General features: G+C 71.5%; 14 protein-coding genes and 1 pseudogene. 8 read left to right on the top strand and 7 right to left on the bottom strand.

What is annotated here, in order from left to right:
• Window positions 1–85: 85 nt before the first annotated feature.
• Entirely contained in the window at window positions 86–1,933 is a 1,848-nt protein-coding gene (locus tag ACZ573_RS16230) for a phosphatidylglycerol lysyltransferase domain-containing protein (RefSeq protein WP_471304230.1), read from the bottom strand.
• A gap of 153 nt (window positions 1,934–2,086) precedes the next feature.
• Between ACZ573_RS16230 and ACZ573_RS16225 the strand changes: the two genes are divergently transcribed.
• Window positions 2,087–3,196: an alpha/beta hydrolase gene (locus tag ACZ573_RS16225; protein ID WP_471304228.1), complete on the top strand. Its 1,110-nt coding sequence runs from the start codon at window positions 2,087–2,089 to the stop codon at window positions 3,194–3,196.
• Between the two features lie 105 nt (window positions 3,197–3,301).
• Here ACZ573_RS16225 and ACZ573_RS16220 read toward each other — a convergent pair whose 3' ends face one another.
• Window positions 3,302–4,264, bottom strand: coding sequence for an ABC transporter ATP-binding protein (locus tag ACZ573_RS16220; protein ID WP_471304225.1), 963 nt, complete (start codon window positions 4,262–4,264; stop codon window positions 3,302–3,304).
• Between the two features lie 149 nt (window positions 4,265–4,413).
• Between ACZ573_RS16220 and ACZ573_RS16215 the strand changes: the two genes are divergently transcribed.
• The 5 genes and pseudogenes from ACZ573_RS16215 to ACZ573_RS16195 form a co-directional block, all read left to right on the top strand.
• Window positions 4,414–5,154, top strand: coding sequence for an ABC transporter permease (locus ACZ573_RS16215; RefSeq protein WP_471304223.1), 741 nt, complete (start codon window positions 4,414–4,416; stop codon window positions 5,152–5,154).
• Window positions 5,155–5,158: 4 nt separating this feature from the next.
• Window positions 5,159–5,830: an ABC transporter permease gene (locus ACZ573_RS16210; RefSeq protein WP_471304221.1), complete on the top strand. Its 672-nt coding sequence runs from the start codon at window positions 5,159–5,161 to the stop codon at window positions 5,828–5,830.
• Window positions 5,831–5,862: 32 nt separating this feature from the next.
• A complete protein-coding gene (locus ACZ573_RS16205; RefSeq protein ID WP_471304218.1) occupies window positions 5,863–6,855 on the top strand; it encodes an ABC transporter substrate-binding protein in 993 nt (330 codons plus the stop codon).
• A gap of 97 nt (window positions 6,856–6,952) precedes the next feature.
• Window positions 6,953–7,963 (top strand): hypothetical protein, encoded by a 1,011-nt coding sequence (locus tag ACZ573_RS16200; RefSeq protein WP_471304216.1) that lies wholly within the window; start codon window positions 6,953–6,955, stop codon window positions 7,961–7,963.
• A 96-nt stretch (window positions 7,964–8,059) separates the two neighbouring features.
• Window positions 8,060–8,203, top strand: a pseudogene (locus ACZ573_RS16195) (imine reductase family protein); the annotation flags it as partial.
• 97 nt (window positions 8,204–8,300) lie between these two features.
• Here ACZ573_RS16195 and ACZ573_RS16190 read toward each other — a convergent pair.
• Genes ACZ573_RS16190 through ACZ573_RS16180 form a run of 3 tightly spaced genes read right to left on the bottom strand, consistent with a single transcriptional unit; the run spans window position 8,301 to window position 10,577 of the window.
• Window positions 8,301–8,516 carry a hypothetical protein gene (locus ACZ573_RS16190; protein ID WP_301368292.1) on the bottom strand — a complete coding sequence of 72 codons (216 nt, stop codon included), beginning with the start codon at window positions 8,514–8,516 and terminating at the stop codon, window positions 8,301–8,303.
• Window positions 8,517–8,545: 29 nt separating this feature from the next.
• Complete coding sequence (locus tag ACZ573_RS16185) at window positions 8,546–9,397, bottom strand: arylamine N-acetyltransferase family protein (protein WP_471304213.1); 852 nt, start codon at window positions 9,395–9,397, stop codon at window positions 8,546–8,548.
• Between the two features lie 37 nt (window positions 9,398–9,434).
• Window positions 9,435–10,577: an NADH-quinone oxidoreductase subunit D gene (locus ACZ573_RS16180; RefSeq protein ID WP_189744048.1), complete on the bottom strand. Its 1,143-nt coding sequence runs from the start codon at window positions 10,575–10,577 to the stop codon at window positions 9,435–9,437.
• A gap of 31 nt (window positions 10,578–10,608) precedes the next feature.
• Here ACZ573_RS16180 and ACZ573_RS16175 point away from each other — a divergent pair, with 31 nt between their 5' ends.
• On the top strand, window positions 10,609–11,100 hold the full coding sequence (locus tag ACZ573_RS16175; protein WP_471304211.1) for a PH domain-containing protein: 492 nt from the start codon (window positions 10,609–10,611) through the stop codon (window positions 11,098–11,100).
• Window positions 11,097–12,473, top strand: a complete 1,377-nt coding sequence (locus ACZ573_RS16170) for a PH domain-containing protein (protein ID WP_471304209.1) — start codon at window positions 11,097–11,099, stop codon at window positions 12,471–12,473. The genes ACZ573_RS16175 and ACZ573_RS16170 overlap by 4 nt, the downstream gene beginning before the upstream one ends.
• A 234-nt stretch (window positions 12,474–12,707) precedes the next feature.
• Here the strand turns inward: ACZ573_RS16170 and ACZ573_RS16165 are convergent, their stop codons facing one another.
• Both ACZ573_RS16165 and ACZ573_RS16160 read right to left on the bottom strand, forming a co-directional pair.
• On the bottom strand, window positions 12,708–13,382 hold the full coding sequence (locus ACZ573_RS16165; protein ID WP_150258603.1) for a response regulator: 675 nt from the start codon (window positions 13,380–13,382) through the stop codon (window positions 12,708–12,710).
• Window positions 13,383–13,399: 17 nt separating this feature from the next.
• Window positions 13,400–14,602, bottom strand: coding sequence for a sensor histidine kinase (locus ACZ573_RS16160; RefSeq protein ID WP_471304206.1), 1,203 nt, complete (start codon window positions 14,600–14,602; stop codon window positions 13,400–13,402).
• Window positions 14,603–14,641: the final 39 nt, after the last annotated feature.

The raw sequence follows: 14,641 nt of genomic DNA, 5'->3' as shown, positions 1-14,641 counted from the left end.
AGGTCCAAGGGTAGGGCTGACCTGGATACGACAGGGCCCCGGCGTCTTACGACCGCCGGGGCCCTGGACGGGCATGTGCCGGGGGTTACGCCGCCTGGACCTCGCGTTCCGGCTGCTTGGGCACGGCCGTCATGTGGTTGTGCGTGCAGGTGCGCACCGGCTTGGGACGGCGGCGGCTGGCGAAGAGCCGGGGCAGGGCCACCGTGACGAAGCCCTCGGCCTGCATCACGGCGAAGCCGATGCGGGGCAGGTCGCGGCTGTTGCGGTAGACCATGAAGCGCGGCTCCCAGCGGGGGCGGAACTTCTCGTTGAACTTGTACAGCGACTCGATCTGGAACCAGCGGGAGAGGAAGACCAGCAGGCCGCGCCACATCCGCAGGACGGGACCGGCGCCGATCTTCTCGCCGCGGGCGAGGGCCGCGCGGAACATCGCGAAGTTCAGCGAGACCTTCTCGATCTTCAGGTCGGGGGCGGCCTGGAGGGAGGCGACGATCAGCAGCTCGTTCATGCCGGGGTCGGCGGCGCGGTCGCGGCGCATCAGCTCCAGCGACATGCCGTCGGTGCCCCACGGGACGAAGTGCAGGACGGCCTTCAGGTCGCCGAACGGGCTGGTGTCGCCCTCCTCCACGCGGTGTGCGGTGGCGATGAAGCAGTCGCCGTCGCCCTCCTCGCCGACCCGGCCCAGGGCCATCGAGAAGCCGCGCTCGGTGTCGGTGCCGCGCCAGGCCTCGGCCGCGCCGCGGACCCGCTCCAGCTCCTCCTCGGTCAGCTCGCTGACCCGGCGCACCTGGGTGGTGTAGCCGTTGCGCTCGATGCGCTTCACCATCTGGCGGACATTGCGCATGGGACGGCCCGCGAGGGAGAAGTCTTTGACATCGACAATCGCCTCGTCACCCAGCTCCAGGGCGTCCAGGCCGGTCTCGCGGGTCCAGACCTCGCCGCCGGTCTCGCTGCAGCCCACGACGGCCGGGGTCCACGAGTGGGCCTTGGCCTCCTCCATGAACCGCTCGATCGCGCCGGGCCAGGCCTCGACGTCGCCGATGGGGTCGCCGGAGGCGAGCATCACACCGGAGACGACGCGGTAGGTGACGGCGGCCTTGCCGCTGGGGGAGAAGACGACGGCCTTGTCGCGGCGGAGCGCGAAGTGGCCGAGCGAGTCGCGGCCGCCGTGCTTGGCCAGCAGCTCGCGCAGCTTGCCCTCGTCGTCGGCGGTGAGCCGGGCGGCCGGGTGCTCGGGGCGGAAGGCCAGGTAGATGGTGGTGAGGGCGGTCAGCATGCCGAGGGCGCCGAGGGAGTACCCGACGGTCCAGGACACCTGGCCCGCGTAGTCGACGGGGCCCTCGAAGCCGAAGAGGCCGTAGACGACGTGCGTGATCTGCTCGTACAGGCTGGGGTTGCCCACGACCCGGTTCGGGTGGACGTTCACGATGAGCAGGCCGAGCCCGATGGAGCCGGCGCTCATCACGACGAAATTGGCGAGGGCCTTCCAGCGGCTGCGCGGGTCGGGCAGCGCCTTGAATTCACTCTGGTGGCGCAGCAGCAGCGCGAAGAGCACCGCCGCGATGATCACGCCGGGGATCGAGTGCCGGTAGAGGAACTGCGCCACGGCACCGGCCGGCAGCAGCACGACCGCCGCCCGCCAGGCCCGGCGCTTGCGGCGCTTGAGGCCGTGCGCGAGCAGCAGGAGCAGTACGCCCGCGCTGATGGCGAGGGCCGCTGCGAACGGCCCGAAGACCGGCAGCACCTCCGCCAGCGCGTGGATCCGGCTGTGCCGGAAACGCGGGAACACCCCTGCCGCGACGTCCAGAAGGCCGACGATCATGACGGCCGTACCTACCAGGCCGGGCACCGACTCCGGCTGTGGGCCTCGGAGGATTCGGCGGGCCCTGCTCGGAACCTGTCCCGACTTATCGCCATCTATCCTGCTAGACATCGCTTCCCGTTGCTCCGCGAGAGATCATGTGGCCGAAGGCCGCGACAGCCTCCGGTGTTGTGGTGCGTCCCTTAGGACGACATCGACGAGGAGCGGGTTCACTCTTTCGTCGGAAAAAAACAGTCCTGCCACCAGAAAGTCGACTGACTGCTCATGGGTCTCACCAGTAATACGGTTCTGGCGCTGGCCATCATCGCCGGTGTGCTGCTCTTCGCGGCCACGGTGTGGTTCTGGCCGAAGCTCTCGGGCCGCACCTGGCGCGCGTTCGCCGGCCGGATCGGGCTGCTGCTGGCGACCCAGCTGGCGCTGTTCTCGGCTGTGGGGCTGGCGGCCAACAAGTCGTTCCTCTTCTACGGTTCCTGGGCCGACCTGCTCGGTCAGGAGACGTCCATGGGCAAGGTCGTCGACCACTCGATGAGCAGCAAGGACATCAAGGTCGTCGACAAGCAGAGGCTGGACGTACCCGGTGGCGCCAAGCCCCAGGTCGGTGGTCAGATCCTGAAGGTTGCCATAACCGGGCAGAAGTCGAAGATAACGAGCCCCGGCTACGTCTGGCTCCCGCCGGAGTACTTCCAGCCCCAGCACAAGGACCAGAACTTCCCCGCGTCCATCGTCCTGACGGGCTACCCGGGCACCGCCGAGAACCTCATCAAAGGGCTCGACTACCCCATGAAGGCCTTCAGCCTGTCCAAGTCGGGCAAGATGAAGCCGATGATCCTGGTCATGCTGCGCCCGACCGTGGCGCCGCCGCGTGACACCGAGTGCGTCGATATACCCGGTGGCCCGCAGACCGAGACCTTCTTCGGCGAGGACCTCCCGCAGGCCATCACGGACACCTTCCGGGTCGGCAAGAAGCCCCAGAACATGGGCTTCATCGGCAACTCCACGGGCGGCTACTGCGCCCTGAAGATCGCCGCGCACTACCCGCAGACCTTCGGCGCCGCCGCGGGTCTGTCCGCGTACTACGAGGCCCCGGACGACCCGACGACCGGTGACCTGTTCCACGGGGACGAGAAGCTGAAGAAGCGTGCGGACGTGCTGCACAGCGTCGAGCACAAGAAGCCGTCCGGTACGTCCTTCCTCGTGACCAGCAGTGAGAAGGGCGAGCCGAACCTCACCGACACCAGGAAGTTCATCAAGAAGGTGCAGGGCCCGGACCGGGTCTCCTCCATCATCCTCGACAGCGGTGGCCACAACTTCAACACGTGGCGACGGGAGATCCCGCCGATGCTGATGTGGATGAGCGGCCGCATCCAGGCCTGACCCGCCTCGCGCCGGCGTCCGGCGCGAGGCCGCCCGACGCACCCCGTGACCGGCCTCCCGAGGCCGGTCACAGCTGTTTCCGGGGCCGCGGGCACCGTTGAGGGGCTACGCCTCCTGCAACTGCGCCCGGCGCAGTGCCCGGTGGACGCCCTCCGGCGTCAGTACGCCGACCAGCGCGCCGGATTCCGGGTCCGTGACCCCGATCCGCCCCGAGTCCTCCTGCAGCAGGGCGGAGAGCGCCTCGCGCAGTGTCGCGCCCAGCTCCACCGAGGCCGCGGGGTCCTTCCCCTGCGCCGCGGCCAGGTCGGCCGCCTCGACCGCGGTGACCGCGAGCCGCTTGAGCCCCCGGTCGGCGCCGACGAAGGAGGCCACGTACTCGGTGGCGGGCGCCCCGAGCACCGCCGCCGGGCTGGCGAACTGCTCGATGGTGCCGCTGCCGTAGACCGCGATGCGGTCGCCGAGCCGGATCGCCTCCTCCAGGTCGTGGGTGACCAGCAGGATCGTCTTGCGCACCGTCCTCTGCAGGGTCAGGAACTCGTTCTGCAGCCGCTCGCGGACCACCGGGTCCACCGCGCCGAACGGCTCGTCCATCAGCAGCACCGGCGGATCGGCGGCGAGCGCGCGGGCCACGCCGACGCGCTGGCGCTGCCCGCCGGACAGCTGCTCCGGGTACCGGCCCCCGTACACGGCCGGGTCCAGGCCCACCAGCTCCAGCAGTTCGGCCGCCCGGGCGCGGGCCTGGGCCTTGGGGGTGCCGATCAGCTGCGGCACGGTCGCCGTGTTCTCCAGCACCGTCTTGTGCGGGAACAGCCCGACCTGCTGGATGACGTACCCGATCCGGCGGCGCAGCTCGACCGGATCGGCGGCCGCGATGTCCTCGCCGTTCAGCAGGATCCGGCCGGAGGTCGGGTCGATGAGCCGGTTGACCATCTTCATCGTGGTCGTCTTGCCGCAGCCGGACGGTCCCACGAGCGTGACCAGCTCACCCTCCGCCACCTCGAAGGACAGGTCCTCGACGGCTGTCGTCCCGTCGGGGTAGCGCTTGGTCACATGCTCGAATCGGATCACAAGCCCATCTTTCCGCACGCGGGCCGCTGATTTGTGAAGGGCGTGTTGCCCCACTGCGAAGGATTCCGGCCATTGAGGGTGTCGGGGGTTAGGGTCGCTGTGACGGGTGACCGTGAAGACGTACGTTCGAATGGCGGGGGGTGAGGGGCATGGCGGCGCAGAACTGCCTGGTGGCGAACGACTGGATCTGCTGGGACTACGTCACCTCCCGCTCCCAGGAACTCACCGATGCCACCCTCGAACACATCTGGATCACGGGCGTGTCGGTCCTGATCGGCATAGCCGTGTCCGTACCGCTCGCCCTGCTGGCCCGCCGCGGCCGCCGCTGGGCGGCACCCGTCCTGGGTCTGACCACCCTCCTCTACACGATCCCCTCGCTGGCCATGTTCTCCCTGCTGCTGCCGGTCTTCGGCCTCTCGGCGGCGCTGGTGGTGACCGGGCTGGTGCTGTATTCGCTGACGATCCTGGTCCGCAACGTCCTGGCCGGCCTGGAGGCCGTCCCCGAGGACGTACGGGAGGCCGCGCGCGGCATGGGATACGGTCCGGGGCGCCTGCTGTGGCAGGTCGAACTGCCCCTCGCGCTGCCCGCGCTGCTCGCCGGGGTCCGGATCGCCACCGTCTCGACGGTCGCGCTGACCACGGTCGGCTCCATCGTCGGCAAGGGCGGCCTCGGCAATCTCATCGCCCCGGCCGTGAACAGTTCCTTCAAGGCCCAGGTGCTCACCGCGTCGGTGCTGTGCGTGCTGCTCGCGCTCGTGGCCGACCTGCTGCTGCTCGGCGTGCAGCGGCTGCTCACCCCGTGGACCCGGGCCGGTGCCGGAGCCCGTGCGCGTGCCGGTGCCCGGCCCGCGGCTCCGGCTCCGGCTTCGGCTCCGGCGAAGGAGGCCTGAAGCCGTGGGCGCGATCACAGGGGCCTGGGACTGGCTGGCGAACGGCGCCAACTGGTCGGGGGAGAGCGGTGTCTGGCACCGGCTCGGCGAGCACGTGTACGTCAGCGCGGTCGCGCTCGCGATCGCCTGCGCGGTGGCGCTGCCGATCGGCCTGTTCCTCGGCCACCTCGGCAAGGGCGGCACCCTCGCGATCAACATCTCCAACATCGGCCGGGCCGTCCCCGTCTTCGCTGTGCTGGCGCTGTTCATGGTCTCCCCGCTGCGCAACGCCGGCTATCTGCCGACCATCGCCGCGCTCGTGCTCTTCGCCGTCCCGCCGCTGCTGACCAACGCCTACGTCGGCATGCGCGAGGTGGACCGCTCGGTCGTGGAGGCCGCCCGGGGCATGGGCATGTCCGGGATCCAGCTCTTCCTGCGCGTCGAACTTCCGCTCGCGCGGGCCATGGTGATGACCGGCCTGCGCTCGGGCGCCGTGCAGGTCATCGCCACGGCCACGATCGCCGCCATGGTCGGCCAGGGCGGCCTCGGCCGGATCATCACCGCCGGCTTCAACACGTACAACACCCCGCAGGTCGTCGCGGGCGCCCTGCTGGTGGCCGCACTCGCCCTGCTGGTGGAGGGCGCGCTGGTGGCGGCGGACCGGCTGCTGCTGCCGCGGGCGGCGGCGTCCCGCTGATTCCTGTCCATCGCCTCGAACGGAGTACCTCCATGACCAAGACCACGCGCGTCCTCGGCGCGTCCCTGGGCGCCCTGGCCCTGACGGTGTCGCTGGCCGCGTGCGGCGGCGACAGCCTGGAGAAGAGCAAGGACGGCGGCTCGGCCTCCGCCGGCTCCTCCTCGTCCGCGGGCGGCGGCAAGGGCAGCCTGGTGATCGGCGCCGCCGGGTTCACCGAGTCGAACGTGCTGGCCGAGCTGTACGCGCAGATCCTGAAGGACGCCGGCTACAGCACCTCGGTCAAGACGGTCAGCAACCGTGAGCTCTACGAGCCGTCGCTGGAGAAGGGCGAGATCGACGTCGTCCCGGAGTACGCGGCCACGCTCGCGGAGTTCCTCAACGCCAAGGTGAACGGTCCGAAGGCGCCCGAGGAGAAGCCGGTCGCCTCCAGCGACGTCGCGGCGACGGTGGCGGGCCTGGAGAAGCTCGCGGCCCCGCTCGGCCTGAAGGCGCTGGCCGCCGGTGAGGCGGTCGACCAGAACGCATTCGCGGTGACCAAGGAATTCGCCCAGAAGAACAACCTGAAGACGCTTTCCGATCTTGGTAAGTCCGGGCTCAAGGTGAAGATCGCTGCGGGCGACGAATGCAGCGTCCGGCCGTTCTGCGCGCCCGGGTTGACGAAGACATACGGAATTCAGGTTTCCGGTATCGACCCGAAGGGCGTCGGCACCCCGCAGGCCAAGCAGGCGGTCAAGGACGGCGCCGACCAGCTCGTGCTCACCACGACCACCGACGCCACCCTCGACAGCTTCGGCCTGGTCCTGCTGGACGACGACAAGAAGCTCCAGAACGCCGACAACGTCCTGCCGGCGGTCAACGCCAAGGACGCCGGAACCCCGGAGGTCGCCGCCGCGCTCGACAAGCTGACCAAGGCGCTCACGACGGCGGATCTGGTCGACCTGAACCGCAAGGTGGACGCCGAGCGCGCCAAGCCGGCCGACGTCGCGAAGGCCTACCTGGAGTCCAAGGGCCTGCTGAAGAAGTAGCGCGCACGGGGCTGATCGGGAAAAGTGCTCAACTGCCCGGGAAGAGTTTGCCGGGCGGGTATCCCACTGGACCCCCATGCCCTGTAAATTTCGGGCCATGCCCCGTGGACGCCACCGCAATCCCGAACCCCTGCACCGGCTTCTCACGCCGACGACCGTGGCCGGTGTGTCCGTCGCCGCCGCCGGCGCGGCCTGGCTGCTGGCGGAACCGATGGCGCTGCGGCTCCTCGTGGCCGTCACGGCGGCGGCCGGGGTCGCCGGCGCCGTCGTCATGCGCGCCTGGGACCGCTCGGCGGGCCGCCGCGTCGCCGAGCTCGCGCGCGAGCGGGTCAAGGACGAGTGGCGGACCGACGAGCGGATAGCCGAGCTCGAATCCGACCTCGAAGAGGCCCGGATGCTGCGGGCCAGGCTCGACGCCAAGCTGCGCGCCAAGCGGGTCGAACTGGCGGGCCTGCGCGGCGAGCACGCGGCGCTGCTGCGGCGGTACGCGACCGCCGAGACCGAGCGCGCCAGCGCCCTGGAGGGCCGCCGGCTGCTGGCCATCGAGGCCTCCGCGGCGCCGGCCGCCGCGCCGAAGGAACTTCCGCCCGTCACCGAGGAGCGCACCTCGGCGGGCGCGCCCACTGCGGTCGGCTACGCCCGGGCCCACTCGGCCCTGGAGGCGCTGGCCTCCCGTCGGCGGCAGGCGCGGGCGCTGCCCGCGGGGCCGTCGGCCCCGGAGCCCGATCCCGGTCCCGGCCGTGGCCACGCTCCCGCCCCCGCTGCCGCGCCCTCGGTCCCCGCGCGCCGCCCTGCGGCCGCGGTGGCCCCGTACGCGGCCCAGCGGCGCACCGCCTCGCGCGTCGAGGGCGGCTTCGACTTCTTCGGCACCAAGAACGCGGCGCAGGCCCGCGCGGTGATCGAGGCGGTGCAGAACGAGGACCTGGCCGACGTGGTCGGCGCGGAGGCCCTCGCGGTGCACAAGGCCGAGTCCGCCCAGGCGGTGGCCGAGCCGGAGTTCAAGCCGGCGACCGACGAGACCCGCGCGGTGGGCCAGGTCATCGACCTGACGGCCCATGACGAGACCGAGCCGATCGACGTGGCCCGCCTCCGGACCGCGATCTCCTAGTTCCCGTCCTGTCCTGTCCCGCCCTGTCCTGCCGCGCCCGGCCGGCCGGTCCCCGGGGTCGGTCCCCGGGGGTCAGTCCCGGTACGAGTCCACGAGCACATCCTGCACACGGCCGCCGACTCCGGTGTGGACACCGGGATCCTGACCGCGCACGCCGAGCTCTACCGGTGCGGTGTCGAGGCGGGCTTCGGCGCGGACAGCAGCTCGCGCCTGATCGGCGTGCTCGGCGGTACCTCCTAGCTGGACCGGGTCCGGTGGAGCGGGTCGAACCGGCGGACCATCTGCGGCGCCGAGCGGACGGCGGTGGCCGTGTGGCCGGCGCCGGTTCCCCGGATCCTCAGAACAGCGGGAGCTGTCCCGGGTGTTCGGCCAGTACGAAGCCGTCCAGGGTCGGCGCGGAGGCGCCGAGCACCACCCGGGCCCGGGATCCGGGGCAGGACACCAGATCGCCGCGCCCCCGCCCGGAGGGCGGATCGTGGCGGGCGATCCGTCCGGCGGTGACGGCGCAGTCGCGGCCGCAGGAGGGGCAGGCCCGGCGGGGAGAGTGGGACATGCCGCCCAGTCTGCCCTGCCGCACCGACATCAGCCCTGCTGGGAGGCGAGCCAGGCCTCGTGCGCCCGCTGCACCCGGTCCCACAGCGCCGCCCGGTCCGCCGGCGTCAGGTCGTCGAGCTCGCGCCCGAAGACCGTGGCCATGACCTCGAAGAGCTCCTCCGGGGAGGTCAGTTCCCGCTTGTCGCGGCCGCCCTGAGGGTCGAGGGTCAGCAGGACCCTGCCGTGCAGCCGGTTCATCACCCCGGCGTTGCGCCGCAGCATGAAGAAGGACTGCAGGAAGGGGGAGTCCTCGGCCGTGGACAGACGCAGGTGCTCGTCCTCGAAGTCGGCCATGGTCGCGGGGGCCGAGCGGAAGTTCATCGCGGGGAAGGGCGAGTCCTCGTTGAGGAAGGTCCAGCCCGTGTCGGGCCCGTCCGCGCTCCCGAGCGGCCGCAGGCCGTACCGGAAGCCCCGCTCGTACTCGCCCTCGCGCAGGGGCAGCGGCTCGGGCGGACCGTCGCCCAGGCCGACGTCCACGAGGAAGGCCTGCCCGTCGATCCGTACGGTCAGGGTGAGGTGGTCGCCGCTCACCTCCTGGGAGTCCGGATCCGCGCTCATTCCCCCGACGTGACGCGTCACGTCGTACCCGAGGTGCTCCAGCAGCGCCGCGAACGCGCCGTTGAGGTGGAAGCAGTAGCCGCCGCGCCCGGCGGCGATGCGGCGCATGGACAGCTCGGGGTCGATGCCCGGCGGACGGCCCAGCTGGATCTCGGTGTTCTCGAACGGGATCCGCTCCAGATGGGCCCGCGTGAGGGCGAACAGCCCTTCGGCGGAGGGGGATCCGGGTTCGGTGATGCCGATCCGCCCGAGGTACGCGGCGTATATGCCAGAAATGATCATGGGGCCACCCTAGATCGGGCATCTGCCCTGCGACCGGCTATTTGTCGATGTCGCCGACCACGAAGAAGAGCGAGCCCAGGATCGCCACCATGTCGGCGACCAGCTGCCCCGGCAGCAGCACGGCCAGCGCCTGGATGTTGTTGTACGAGGCGCTGCGCAGCTTCAGCCGGTACGGGGTCTTCTCGCCCTTGGAGACGAGGTAGTAGCCGTTGATGCCGAGCGGGTTCTCGGTCCAGGCGTACGTGTGCCCCTCGGGCGCCTTCAGGACCTTCGGCAGCCGCTGGTTGATCGGCCCCGGCGGGAGGTCGTCCATCCGGTCCAGGCAGGCCACGGCCAGGTCGAGCGCGTTGTGGGTCTGGTCCAGCAGACACTCGAAGCGGGCCAGGCAGTCGCCCTCGGTGCGGGTGATCACCTTCAGGACGTCCTGGAGCTCGCCGTAGGCCAGGTACGGCTCGTCGCGGCGCAGGTCGAAGTCGACGCCGGAGGCGCGGGCGATCGGGCCGGAGACCCCGTACGCGTGCACCGCCTCGGCGGACAGGACGCCGACCCCGCGCGTACGGGCGCGGAAGATCTCGTTCCCGTGGACCAGCTTGTCGTAGACGTCCATCCGGGTCCGGACGTCGGCGATCGCGGCGCGGGCCCGGCCGAGCCAGCCGGCCGGGAGGTCCTCCTTGAGGCCGCCGACGCGGTTGAACATGTAGTGCATACGGCCGCCGGAGATCTCCTCCATGACGGCCTGGAGCTCCTCGCGTTCCCGGAACGCGTGGAAGATCGGGGTGATTCCACCCAGTTCGAGGGGGTACGAGCCGAGGAACATCAGGTGGTTCAGCACCCGGTTCAGCTCGGCCAGCAGCGTCCGCATCCACACGGCCCGCTCGGGGACCTCCATGCCGAGCATCCGCTCGACCGCCATGACCACGCCCAGCTCGTTCGAGAACGCGGACAGCCAGTCGTGGCGGTTCGCGAGCATCACGATCTGCCGGTAGTCGCGGGCCTCGAAGAGTTTCTCCGCACCGCGGTGCATGTAGCCGACCACCGGTTCGGCGCTGACGATCCGCTCGCCGTCCAGGACGAGGCGCAGGCGCAGCACGCCGTGCGTGGAAGGGTGCTGGGGGCCGATGTTGAGCACCATGTCGGTGCTCTCCGCCGCTCCGCCGATACCGACCGTGGTCTCCGTCATGCGGGCATTGTCTCAGCCCTAGGGTGGACCCATGGAAACGGGGACGATGGGTGAGACGGACGGACCCGCATGGGTCGGGCTGCCGGGCGGGCTGCTCACGCTGCGGCGGACGCTGCTGCTGATATGGACGGTGCTGCTCGCCGCCGTGACCGCCGTCGTGCCCGGCCTGACGCTCGGCCCGGTGTGGGCGGCCCTCGGGGCGTTCTGGCTCGCGGTCCTGGCCTGGGGCTGGGTGCTCCTCGGCCGGAACTGGCGGTCCTGGCGCTATGCCGAGCGCGCCGACGACCTGCTGATCAGCCGGGGCGTGCTGTGGCGGGAGGAGACCGTGGTGCCGTACGGGCGGATGCAGCTGGTGGAGGTCACCTCCGGCCCGCTGGAGCGCCGCTTCGGCCTGGCCTCGGTGCAGCTGCACACGGCCGCGGCGGCCAGCGACGCCAAGATCCCCGGGCTGGTGCCGGCCGAGGCGGAGCGGCTGCGCGACCGGCTGACCGCCCTCGGCGAGGCAAGGTCGGCCGGCCTGTGAGCCCCGCTCCGGCCGACGGCGCCGGCGGACCCGTCGCCGATTCCGCGGCCTCCGCCGCCGACGGCGGCCCCGCGGGCGGACCCGCCGTGGAGCGCAGGCTGCACCCCTTCACCCCGCTGCGCCGCGCCTGGGTGCCGATCGCCGCGACCGTGGGCGTGATCGCCCAGCAGGGCGACCAGGCCGGGAGATGGGTGGCCGACCTGTCCGCTCTCCTGCGGGTGGCGGCGGTGGCGGGCCTGATCGTGGTCTTCGGCGCCTACGGATTCCTGAGCTGGTGGTTCACCCACTACGCCATCACCGACACCGAACTGCGCATCCGCAGCGGACTCTTCTTCCGCCGCACCGCGCACATCCGCCTCGACCGGCTCCAGGCCGTGGACGTCACCCGCCCCCTGCTGGCCCGGCTGACCGGCGTCGCCAGCCTCCGGCTCGACGTCATCGGCACCGAGGACAAGGACCAGCTGTCCTTCCTCGGCGAGAAGGAGGCCGTCGCCCTGCGCGCCGAGCTCCTCGCCCGCGCAGCCGGTTTCGCCCCCGAGGAGGCCGTGCGGCTGGGCGAAGCCCCTGAGAGCGAACTGCTGCGCGTGACCCCGCGCGAGCTCGTCGTGTCGCTGCTGCTCAACCTGGGCGTCTGGGCCCTGCTCGTCCCCGGCCTGATCGTGCCGCCCCTCGTGTGGTGGTTCAGCTCCAGCCCGTGGGCGGCCCTCGTCGCCGTGCTCCCGATGCTCGGCGCTGTCTGGGCGGGCACCGCGGGCCGCTTCCTCACCGAGTACGACTGGCGGGTCGCCGAGTCCCCGGACGGGCTGCGCCTGGACCACGGACTGCTGGACCGGGCCCACGAGACCGTGCCGCCGGGGCGCGTGCAATGCGTACGGATCGTGGAGCCGCTGCTGTGGCGGCGGCGCGGCCTGGTCCGGGTGGAGCTGAAGGTGGCGGGCTCGAACAACACCGTCCTGATCCCCGTGGCCTCCAAGGACGCCGCCTTCGCCATGATCGCCCGGGTGCTGCCCGGGGTGGACCTGGCGGCCCTGGCCTTCTCCGGCTCCCCGCGGACCGGGTCCCGCTGGGTGGTCCCGGTGTGGTGGAAGGGCTACGCCCTGGCGGTCTCCCCGGAGGTGTTCGCCGCCCGGCACGGCCGCCTGTGCCGGCGTACGGACGTCGTCCCGCACGCCAAGGTGCAGAGCGTCCGCTTCACTCAGGGCCCCTGGGCCCGCGCCCGCGGCGTCGCCGACGTCCACGTGGACACCGGCGCGAACTGCACGGTGACGGCCCGGCTCCGCCCGGAGCCGGAGGCCGCGGCCCTGCTGCACGCCCAGGCCGCACGCTCCCGCACCTCCCGGGCCTCGGCCCGTCCGGACCGCTGGATGACGTAGCCGGGGACGGGGATCGGCGACGGGGCCGGACACCTCCTGGCTCCGGCGCGTCCGCATCCGGTCCAGGGGACCCGGGGCAGGACTTCCTGCGCCGCCGCGAGCAGAGGCAGTGCCGACTCCGGGCTCATGGTCCTCGGGTTCGGTGCTCGACGGTTCCTCGCTGGCTGAACGCGGCCCCCGCACCGGCGACGTCCCCTCGGGCCGGGCGGCCCGAGGGGACGTCCGAAGGCCGTGCTAGCCGGCGCCGCCGCCCGCGCGGACCAGGCCCGTCTCGTACGCCAGGACCACCACCTGGACCCGGTCGCGCAGCCCCAGCTTGGTCAGGATCCGGCCCACATGGGTCTTCACCGTCGCCTCCGACAGGACCAGCCGGGCCGCGATCTCGCCGTTCGACAGGCCCTGCGCCACCAGCAGCATGACCTCGCGCTCGCGCTCCGTCAGCCGCTCGATGTCCTTGTTCTGCGGCTCCTGCGTGGTCGTCGGCAGCATCGGCGCGAAGCGGTCCAGCAGGCGCCGCGTCGTGGACGGGGCCACCACCGCGTCCCCGCTGTGCACCGAGCGGATGGCCGCGAGCAGCTCGCCCGGCGGGACGTCCTTCAGCATGAATCCGCTCGCGCCCGCCTTCAGGCCCGAGAAGGCGTACTCGTCCAGGTCGAAGGTGGTCAGGATGATCACCTTCGGGTGCTCCTCCGGCTCGCAGATCCGCCGCGTCGCCTCCACCCCGTCCAGCCTGGGCATGCGGACGTCCATCAGCACCACGTCCACCTTCGTGGCCCGCAGCACCTCCAGCGCCTCCAGTCCGTCGCCCGCCTCGGCGACCACCTCCATGTCCGGCTGGGCGGCGAGCACCATACGGAAACCGGTGCGCAGCAGCACCTGGTCGTCGACCAGCATCACGCGGATGGACATCAGTTACCTCGTCCTCGTCATCTCTTCTTCAGGGGCAGCAGTGCGCTGATCCGGAAGCCGCCACCGGGCCGCGGCCCCGCGTCCAGGGTTCCGCCGACCATACCGATCCGCTCGCGCATGCCGATCAGCCCGTGCCCGGCGCCGTCCGCGCCGCCGTCCTCGTACAGCTCGTGGGCCGCGCCCCGGCCGTCGTCCTCGACCAGCAGGCCGAGCCCGTCGTCGAAGTAGACCAGCCGGACGCTGGCCGTCGCGTCGGGGCCGCCGTGCTTGCGGGTGTTGGTCAGCGCCTCCTGCACGATCCGGTACGCCGTCAGCTCGACCCCGCTGGGCAGCCGCCGCGGCGTGCCCTCGACCTCGAAGTCCACCGCGAGGCCGGCCGTGCGCACCTGCTCGACCAGGACCTCGATCTGCTCGACGTCGGGCTGGGGCACGTAGTCCTCGGACTCCTGCGGCTCGCCGGTGCGCAGGACGCCCAGCAGCCGCCGCATCTCGGCCAGCGCCTGGCGCCCGGTGCCGGAGATGGTCTGGAGGGCTTCCTTGGCCTGTTCGGGGGCCGCGTCCATGACGTACGCCGCCCCGTCCGCCTGGACCACCATCACCGAGACGTTGTGCGCGACGACGTCGTGCAGCTCGCGGGCGATCCGGGCGCGCTCGGCGGCCACGGCGACCTTGGCCTGGGCCTCGCGCTGGTTCTCCAGGCGCTGGTTCCGTTCGACGAGCTGGGCGTAGTAGGCCCGCCGGGTGCGCAGGGAGTCGCCGAGCACCCAGGCGAGGGCGAACGGGACGACGGCGAAGAGCGTGAAGAGGACGTTGTTGCGGAAGTCGCCCTTGTCCACCTGGAAGCGCAGGGCGTACAGGGGGGAGGCGAGGCATCCGATGGCGAACGCGGTACGGGACATCCGGCGCGAGATCTCGGCCGAGGCGGCGACCGTGTACAGGATGATCAGCATCGCGAGGTCGGCGTTGTTCACCTCGGCATGGACGATCAGCTTGTAGACGCCGGTGCCGACGGCCAGCCAGAACATCGGTTGAGTCCACTTGCGGCGCAGGGCCACCACGAGGCTCATCGCGACCACCGCCGGGACGGCGAGCATCCGCGCGGTGGTGCTGCTGAAACTGTCGTCGGCGACTTGCAGCATCCCGACCCCGAAGAGGAGGACAGCCCAGAAGCTGTCGACGCCCGTCGGGTGTCGGCGGAGGAAGTCGTAGAGGCGCTGCACGTAACCCAGAGTAGGGAACGCAGATAGGTGCTGGAGTCA

Source organism: Streptomyces sp. NPDC040545, assembly GCF_055595065.1.
The sequence above is the reverse complement of the archived record's forward strand: the minus strand, read 5'-3'. Positions and strand labels throughout refer to the sequence as shown.

Excerpts from the sequence above, each read along its gene's own strand:
- ACZ573_RS16230 (WP_471304230.1), bottom strand. The coding sequence starts at position 1,933 with ATGTCTAGCAGGATAGATGGCGATAAGTCGGGACAGGTTCCGAGCAGG.
- ACZ573_RS16225 (WP_471304228.1), top strand. The coding sequence starts at position 2,087 with ATGGGTCTCACCAGTAATACGGTTCTGGCGCTGGCCATCATCGCCGGT.
- ACZ573_RS16215 (WP_471304223.1), top strand. The coding sequence starts at position 4,414 with ATGGCGGCGCAGAACTGCCTGGTGGCGAACGACTGGATCTGCTGGGAC.
- ACZ573_RS16205 (WP_471304218.1), top strand. The coding sequence starts at position 5,863 with ATGACCAAGACCACGCGCGTCCTCGGCGCGTCCCTGGGCGCCCTGGCC.
- ACZ573_RS16200 (WP_471304216.1), top strand. The coding sequence starts at position 6,953 with ATGCCCCGTGGACGCCACCGCAATCCCGAACCCCTGCACCGGCTTCTC.
- ACZ573_RS16190 (WP_301368292.1), bottom strand. The coding sequence starts at position 8,516 with ATGTCCCACTCTCCCCGCCGGGCCTGCCCCTCCTGCGGCCGCGACTGC.
- ACZ573_RS16185 (WP_471304213.1), bottom strand. The coding sequence starts at position 9,397 with ATGATCATTTCTGGCATATACGCCGCGTACCTCGGGCGGATCGGCATC.
- ACZ573_RS16180 (WP_189744048.1), bottom strand. The coding sequence starts at position 10,577 with ATGACGGAGACCACGGTCGGTATCGGCGGAGCGGCGGAGAGCACCGAC.
- ACZ573_RS16175 (WP_471304211.1), top strand. The coding sequence starts at position 10,609 with ATGGAAACGGGGACGATGGGTGAGACGGACGGACCCGCATGGGTCGGG.
- ACZ573_RS16165 (WP_150258603.1), bottom strand. The coding sequence starts at position 13,382 with ATGTCCATCCGCGTGATGCTGGTCGACGACCAGGTGCTGCTGCGCACC.